At 49.0% G+C, this 7,332-nt stretch carries 7 protein-coding genes; 5 read left to right on the top strand and 2 right to left on the bottom strand.

Translation table 11 applies throughout. The annotated features are described in order from the left end of the window. Positions 1 to 231: 231 nt before the first annotated feature. Positions 232 to 1,557, bottom strand: a complete 1,326-nt coding sequence (locus Q8O92_10165; protein ID MDP2983678.1) for a folylpolyglutamate synthase/dihydrofolate synthase family protein — start codon at positions 1,555 to 1,557, stop codon at positions 232 to 234. A gap of 351 nt (positions 1,558 to 1,908) precedes the next feature. On the opposite strand from Q8O92_10165, the gene Q8O92_10160 reads away from it, so the two are divergent. The 5 genes from Q8O92_10160 to Q8O92_10140 are packed head-to-tail and all read left to right on the top strand — an operon-like array spanning position 1,909 to position 5,696. Beyond that, positions 1,909 to 2,559, top strand: a complete 651-nt coding sequence (locus tag Q8O92_10160) for a FlgD immunoglobulin-like domain containing protein (protein MDP2983677.1) — start codon at positions 1,909 to 1,911, stop codon at positions 2,557 to 2,559. A 13-nt stretch (positions 2,560 to 2,572) separates the two neighbouring features. Further along, positions 2,573 to 3,214: a tetratricopeptide repeat protein gene (locus Q8O92_10155; protein ID MDP2983676.1), complete on the top strand. Its 642-nt coding sequence runs from the start codon at positions 2,573 to 2,575 to the stop codon at positions 3,212 to 3,214. Between the two features lie 39 nt (positions 3,215 to 3,253). Beyond that, on the top strand, positions 3,254 to 4,462 hold the full coding sequence (locus Q8O92_10150) for a hypothetical protein (protein MDP2983675.1): 1,209 nt from the start codon (positions 3,254 to 3,256) through the stop codon (positions 4,460 to 4,462). Between the two features lie 38 nt (positions 4,463 to 4,500). Next, positions 4,501 to 5,373 (top strand): hypothetical protein, encoded by an 873-nt coding sequence (locus Q8O92_10145; protein ID MDP2983674.1) that lies wholly within the window; start codon positions 4,501 to 4,503, stop codon positions 5,371 to 5,373. Positions 5,374 to 5,384: 11 nt separating this feature from the next. After that, the gene (locus Q8O92_10140; GenBank protein MDP2983673.1) at positions 5,385 to 5,696 is read left to right on the top strand and encodes a FlgD immunoglobulin-like domain containing protein; all 312 of its coding nucleotides are present in this window, start codon (positions 5,385 to 5,387) and stop codon (positions 5,694 to 5,696) included. 102 nt (positions 5,697 to 5,798) lie between these two features. Here the strand turns inward: Q8O92_10140 and gltA are convergent, their stop codons facing one another. Continuing rightward, entirely contained in the window at positions 5,799 to 7,235 is a 1,437-nt protein-coding gene (gltA, locus tag Q8O92_10135; GenBank protein MDP2983672.1) for an NADPH-dependent glutamate synthase, read from the bottom strand. Between the last annotated feature and the right edge of the window lie 97 nt (positions 7,236 to 7,332).

Here is a 7,332-nt window from a genome sequence, read left to right as displayed (position 1 = left end):
AAGTTGCATTTTTGCATTTTCATTTTTACCACGAAAAGTCCCCCCTCGGGGGATTTAGGGGGTTGCTTTCCAAAATTAATAATAAGTATTTGTTTAAAAAGAGTTAAGAAAATGTTACAGCAAGTTTGTGAATAATTCGGGTTAGACAGGATTTACAAGATTTACAAGATATATTTCTTTTTTCTAATCTTGTTAATCATGTTAATCATGTCTAATTCTCTTTGTTTTCCCTTATATTTCTTCGATGCCTTTCTCCCCGTAATGCCTCATGACTTCGCCCACCAGGTAGAGAGACCCGGTAACCATCACGAATCCATCAGCGCCGGCCTGGGACACGGCCTCGCTGACCGCCTGCACCGGGTCGGGGAAGATACTGTATTCGACATCCGCCGGGACAAGCTTTGCCAGCTCTTCCACCGGCATGGCTCGGGGATTGTTCGCCTGGGTGATGACAAACCGTGAGGCTGTCTCTCCGAGTATTTCAAGGACCTGCCGTACCTCTTTGTCCTTGCAGATGCCCACCACCGCCACCGTGCGGTTACGGGGGCTTCTTTCCGCCACATACTCAGTCACCGTGCGCATTGCGCCGGTGTTGCAGGCGCCGTCGACAACCACTTCCGGATGTGTGGAAAGCGTTTCCAGCCTTCCCGGCCAGCGGACTTTTTCTATCCCCCGGCGGGCGGTTTCGGGAGTTATCGGGTAACCCTGCGCGGCCAGAGATTCCAGCGCTGCAAGGGCGGCTGCGGCATTTTCATGCTGAAAGTTTCCCCGCAGCGGGACGCGTACACTGTCCATCTCCCACCGGCGTCCATGATATCGAATGCCGCCGTTCACCTTCTCATAGCCCACCTCACAGCCGACCATGAGCATCTCCGAGCCTGCCTCTTTCGCCTTTTCACGCAGCACAGCGGCGACATCCTCATCCTGGGGGGCGCTGACCACCGGAATTCCCGGTTTAATAATCCCCGCTTTTTCCGCCGCGATATCGGCAGGTGTTTCACCGAGTTTTCCCCGGTGATCCAGGGATATGGAGGTGATCACGGACACTGCGGGAATGATTACATTGGTGGAATCGAGCCTTCCGCCCATACCGACCTCGATCACCGAGGCATCAACTTCACTTTTGGTAAAATGATCGAACGCCAGCGCGGTCCAGACATCGAAAAAAGTCAGTCCACCTTCTTCCTCCGCGGGTCTGCGGATACGGTCAACCCCGGCGATCACTTCTTCCGGGGTTATCAGGAGGCCATCGATGCGGATGCGCTCACGGAAAGTGATCAGGTGCGGCGAAGTGTACAGCCCCGTTTTCAATCCCGATTCACGGAGGGCCGAGGCAATCATTGCTGAAACCGATCCTTTGCCGTTGGTTCCCGCAACATGCACGAACCAGCCGTGTTCGTGGGGGCTGCCCAGCGCCTCAAGAAGCAACCTTATCCGTTTCAGATCGAAATGGCTTCCGTCGTATTTCCATTTCGAATCGCGCTCGTAATCGACAAAGCTGTACAGGAAATTCAGCGCTTCCCTGTATTCGGGATTTGGGATTCTATCATCGGTCAAGGTAATTACTCTATAAGGTTAGTATCAGAATAAAGAAAAGTCATCTCCCGCAAAGTAAACAAAATATTTACAGAAAGAATGCATATATCATAAGGTTACAATAATACCCAACTTTAAAGAAAAATGCAAGACCCAAAAACTTTACGGAAACTGTCCGAATACGTACACTAACTGTCCGGAAACGGACAGAAAACGGACAGTTTTTAAGGACAAGTTTAGTGCTAAAAATCATAAGCGAATTATAAACAATAACATAAGATTTCAGGCACACTTATTGCAATATGATAAGTGAAAGCTCCGTTGCTTTTTCACTCGGAGCGTTCATCCACTATTCCACCACAAGGAGGCAGTATGCAGAAGTCAGGAATCATCGCTCTGTTATGCTTATGGAGCGCTGCGGAAGCATTTTCAGGAGAGCTTCCCGCTCTCCTGCTCCATGAAGGGAAGAATACGGTATCTTTCGCCATTCTCAACCAGGGGGCGACCGACGCCCGCCTGAAGGTGGAAGTGGACCAGAGCAAGCTCCCTTCATGGTTGACAGTCCTGCCCGGAGCAGAAACAGTTGCCGCGCCCAAAGGCCAGAAAAGCATAGAAAAGCTGGCGCTTACCCTCCAGGTGAAAAATGCTCCGCCTGATGCGCAGGTACAGGTTCCCCTGACACTGAAGGATAGCGCCGGGGAACGCTGGAACTATACTCTCCAAGTGCATCTTGCTCAACGCCCGACGGAGAATGCTCTCTATTCGAATGCGCCTAATCCATTCAATCCCACTACCTCGATCAGTTTTGCACTGAAAGAAAACAGTCATACTTCTCTGACCATTTACAATTCTCTGGGGCAGAAGGTGCGTACCTTGCTGGACCGCCCGCAGAGCGCCGGGATTCATACGGTAATGTGGGACAGCCGTGACGAAGGCGGCAGAGCGGTTTCGAGCGGAGTGTATCTTTACCAACTCAAGGCCGGGAATTTCACTCAAACCAGAAAAATGCTCTTGACGCAATAGGGAGAATATATTCATGCACATTACAAAAAGATATACATGGGTTGTATTCTGCGCCCTGGGGACACTCATTCTCGGGATCGGGATACTTGCAACATCTGGCGAGAGCACGAAAGCAACCACCACTGCCCCGGATAATGAGATTGTATTAACCATCGGAGAAATCGACCGTTCTGCGCTTACAGAAGGCGACACTCTGAGGAAAGCTCACAAATACAAAGAAGCTATCGATGCATATCAAAAAGTTCTGGAAACACAGGGAATAGCACAGTCGGTTCGTGCGGAGGCAGAGTACGACATTGGGCTATTACATATATGGCTGGGCGAGTTCGACCAGGCGGAAACCATTTTCACGGGTATGCTTACCTCCTATAAGGATGACCCGAATGCTGTTGGGTATGCGCAGTATTGCCTGGCATGGCTTGAGGTGCAAAAGGGAAAGTACCGGGAGGCGATCACAAGGCTGGAACAGTCATTGTCAAACGAATCTATTAGCGACCGTGAACTTTCCGCCCGAATCCAGTTACAAATTGGGCGCACATACCTAATGTTCTTACGGGATAACCAGAAATCAGGAGAAGCATTCCGTAAAGTACTTACTCTCTATCCCGATACTGAATCGGCGAAGCATCCTTATGTACAAGCTTTTAAAAAGTAATTAAAGGAAAAGAAACCTGAAAAATAAGGAAGTAATCCTATGAAAAACTTTTTTTTAAGTATATTAATTGCGAACGTATTGATGCTCTGTGCGTTGCAGAAAGCCTCGGCCTGGGATTTGCCGTTGAATATTGATATTTTTCAGATTCAGTTCAACCATACTACAGACTCCTCTTCTTCTGATGCAATCACGATCCGTAAAAATAATGGGAGCACTATCATCACCGCGCCGGAGTATAATAACCTCACCAATCCGGTTACCAGGGAAAAGTTCGCTTATGTTCGCAACAATGATGCCTCGGTAAAAGCTAAGTTCATGGCGAGTCCGTTCGACTGCGATTCCTCATTAACCATTGATGCTCTGGCAGAATCATCATCTTCATTTTACGACGTGGGGCCTGTAGCAGTTTGGTTCAACGGCAGCGGAATCTCTATAGAAAATCCTGGAAATAATCCCTATAACCTGGTTACCTTTTCCAAAACCCAAGGTTCATCCCTGCCAAACAGCGTAGGGAAAAAGACTGGTGGATTAAAATGGCGGGTTACCAAAATTGGCCCGAATACCCTGGGCACTCCCATCGAACTGGGTACGACATCACATGATTACTATACATTGTTATCCGCCCCCGATTCTTTTTATAATTATGCTGATAACGAAGCAGGTATTCCTTGGTCGGATGCACTTGATCTGGCCTGTGATTGGGCTTCCGGACAATCAACAAAGCCCGGATGCATTAGTTATCTCACTTCAGGTTTATACAATTATCAAAGTTTACAATACGGTCAAAATTCCACAAAATATGATAGTGGCACTTCTCAGTTATATTTCAAAGCATTGCTGGATTCTATCGATATTCTTGGAGATGTTTCCATCGATTGTGTCTCGTATGCAAATTTATTATGCCTCCTCGCCTATTCTATTGGCATGCCATATTCAGAAGCGAACGGGATAGGTTATATCGGCATCAAGGATGGGGTGCACACAACATTTACTACAAACACACTTTTGCCAGCGCCGTATGGCTCTGCGAGCCAAATTTATTACTGGCTTTATCACCAGATCGTATATTTTTATGATGAAAGCCAGTATGATAATTTTATCGCAGACGCGGCGGCAAGAGCGTATAATGGCGGGTCTCCGATTCTCTCAAAGGGTGATGTCACATACAGTAATTACCTGCAATTGCTGACCACTGATACCGGCATTATCCAATACCCATCTTCGAGAACTAAACCTACGGCTCGATAACATTTATAAAAATTCGTTTTCAGGAACAGGAGCAGAATATGTTGAGAAATAGACTGATCATAATGACGCTCATGGCGGGTATTTGTTTGTACAGCTTCGCAGATTCAAGTATGTCACAGGAATATTATACGAAGGGCGAATACCGTCTCGTTCGCTCGACGTATACCGGGCCGTTGATCTCCGGAATGAATGTCTTTGAATGGAGCGCTCAAAATCTCCCCGGTTTTGAAGTTAGACCACAGAACAGTCGCGGTCCCTCAGCAAGGAGCTATATAATTAGAAGCAGTGATATGTTTTTTGAAATGTACATTGGAATACACCCAACAGTACGAGAGACTGAAGATACTACTCTGGATTATTTCAACAGATCGCTTACGGTTTTCTTTAATGAACTGGAAAAACCTCCTTTCGGAGATTCCGGGTGGTTTTATGGAGCCCCAGATAATCCAGATGGTATTGTATTTATACGAAAAAATGTCTTGATTGGTATAGATTTAAATAGCTCTGGAAGAATCGATGTATTGGCCCTGGCCAAAACGATCGATTCCGCTATTATTAACGGTGCGCCGTATGTCAAAATCTCCGATGTGATTGAACCTCCGGTGATTAATTCAGTTTCTCTTTCCAAGAATGCAGTGACATTGCCAACCATGGGGTCCGGTCAAAGCGAACGGGTTTTGATTACCATATCCGCGGTAGACCCCCAGGGATTCAATCTCCTGTACTGGGCGGACGTAGCTCCTTTCGGTTATGATGGTAAGACTGAAAAAAACAATATCTTATCTTTTAACGCAGATACTGGTACTTTTCCCTTCGATAAGGAAGTTTATGGAGAACATCGCATAAAGGTCTGGGTAGCGAACGAGAGCAATCTTTTCTCGAGAGTGACTGAAGTCCCGATAACTTTTTAGCTCCCTCCGCGGTGAATGATGAAGACGCCACCGCGGAGGCGCCACAAGTCTTCACATTAAAACAGAACTTGCCTAACCCGTTCAATCCGGCGACTACGATCGGTTTTGCTCTCAGAAAATCTTCACAGGTAAGCCTTAAGGTGTACGATCTTCTTGGGCGGGAAGTAGTCACTCTTGCGAACGGAGAGAAATCCGCTGGAGAGCACCGGGTTATATGGAATGGCTCGGACAACAGTGGAAAGCAGGTTTCTTCGGGAGTATACCTCTATCGGCTTATTGCCGGAGGAAGAGAGGAAACAAGGAAGATGCTTCTGGCAAGGTAAAACAGTTTTTGCAAAATTGGGAAAGGCGGCTTTCGAGCCGCCTTTTTAATATTCTGGCTTCTTTTGTATTTTTTCTTTGCGAACTTTGCGAAAGACAATCTTTTATTCTGTCTCCTGACTCCTGTCTCCTATATTCCTCTTCTTCTTTTTCATCACATACTCATGAATACTTCTGGCCGCAATCCTGCCCGCGCCCATCGCCAGGATAACGGTGGCGGAGCCCGTGACGATGTCCCCTCCGGCGAACACACCCTCCTTTCCCGTCCGGCACTGCTCGTCCGTGGTGATGTTACCGCGGCGGTTTACCGGGAGGTCAGGGGTTGTGTTGGGGATGAGCGGATTGGGGAGATTCCCGATCGCCACGATCACCGTATCGGCTTCCACCACGAATTCCGAGCCGGGGATAGGAATCGGCCGCCTCCGGCCGGAGCTGTCCGGCTCGCCGAGCTCCATGGAGAGACAGCGTAACGCCCGAACCATGTTGGACGGATCGCCGAGAAATTCCACCGGGGCGGTGAGAAACCGGAATTCGATCCCCTCCTGCATGGCATGGTGGATTTCCTCCTTACGGGCGGGGAGCTCCTCGGCGCTCCGGCGGTAGAGGATGGTCACCTTCTCCGGGCCAAGTCTCCGTGCGGTTCGCGCCGAATCCATGGCTACATTTCCTCCGCCAAGAACTACTACCTTCCTGCTTTTCGGCAGCGGGGTATCGTACTCTGGGTAGAGGTATCCTTTCATAAGATTCGAGCGGGTAAGGTATTCGTTCGCGCTGAAAATTCCGCCCAGATTTTCTCCGGGGATGCCCAGGAACACCGGCGCGCCTGCTCCGGTGGCCACATACACAGCATCGTACCCGTTATTCAGGAGATCGTCGATGGTGTCGATACGCCCGATGACGCTGTTCATCTCGAATTTTACTCCGAGTTTTTCCAGGTAGGATACCTCCGCCTCGACGATGGCTTTGGGAAGGCGGAATTCAGGGATTCCATAGACCAGCACTCCGCCGGCTTTGTGCAGCGCCTCGAACACGGTGACCTCATGACCCATTTTGGCAAGGTCGCCTGCCGCGGTAAGCCCGGAAGGCCCGGAGCCTACCGCCGCAATCCGTTTGCCGGTCGAGGGAGGCAGTTTGGGTATCATCACTTCCCCGTGGCCGCGTTCGAAATCGGCGGCGAAACGCTCCAGACGTCCTATGGCTACCGGCTCTCCTTTCTTAGCGCGGATACAGAGGACTTCGCACTGCTCCTCCTGCGGACACACTCTTCCGCACACCGCGGGGAGGAAATTGGTTTCCTTCAGCTTCCATGCCGCCTCGATGAATTTGCCCTCGCTTATGAGCTTGATGAACTCCGGAATCGCCACTTCCACCGGACAGCCCGCAACACAGGGACGGGTTTTGCAGGCCAGGCAGCGCTCCGCTTCACGCATTGCCGTTTCCGGATCGTATCCGAAAGGAACCTCTATAAAATTGTTTACCCGCTCTTCCGGTTTCTGCTCGGGCATGGGCTGACGGGGTATCTGCATTCTATTCGCTGCCATTCATCACCCTTTTCTTCTTTATGATTTTTTGACAGGATTTATATGATTTATATTCCTTTTTTTCTAATCTTGTTAATCATGTTAATCATGTCTAATT

The sequence above is a fragment of the Candidatus Latescibacter sp. genome, from assembly GCA_030692375.1.
In the GTDB taxonomy this organism is placed as follows: domain Bacteria; phylum Latescibacterota; class Latescibacteria; order Latescibacterales; family Latescibacteraceae; genus JAUYCD01.
Note: the sequence above shows the minus strand (reverse complement) of the source record. Positions and strands in the feature narration are given on the sequence as shown.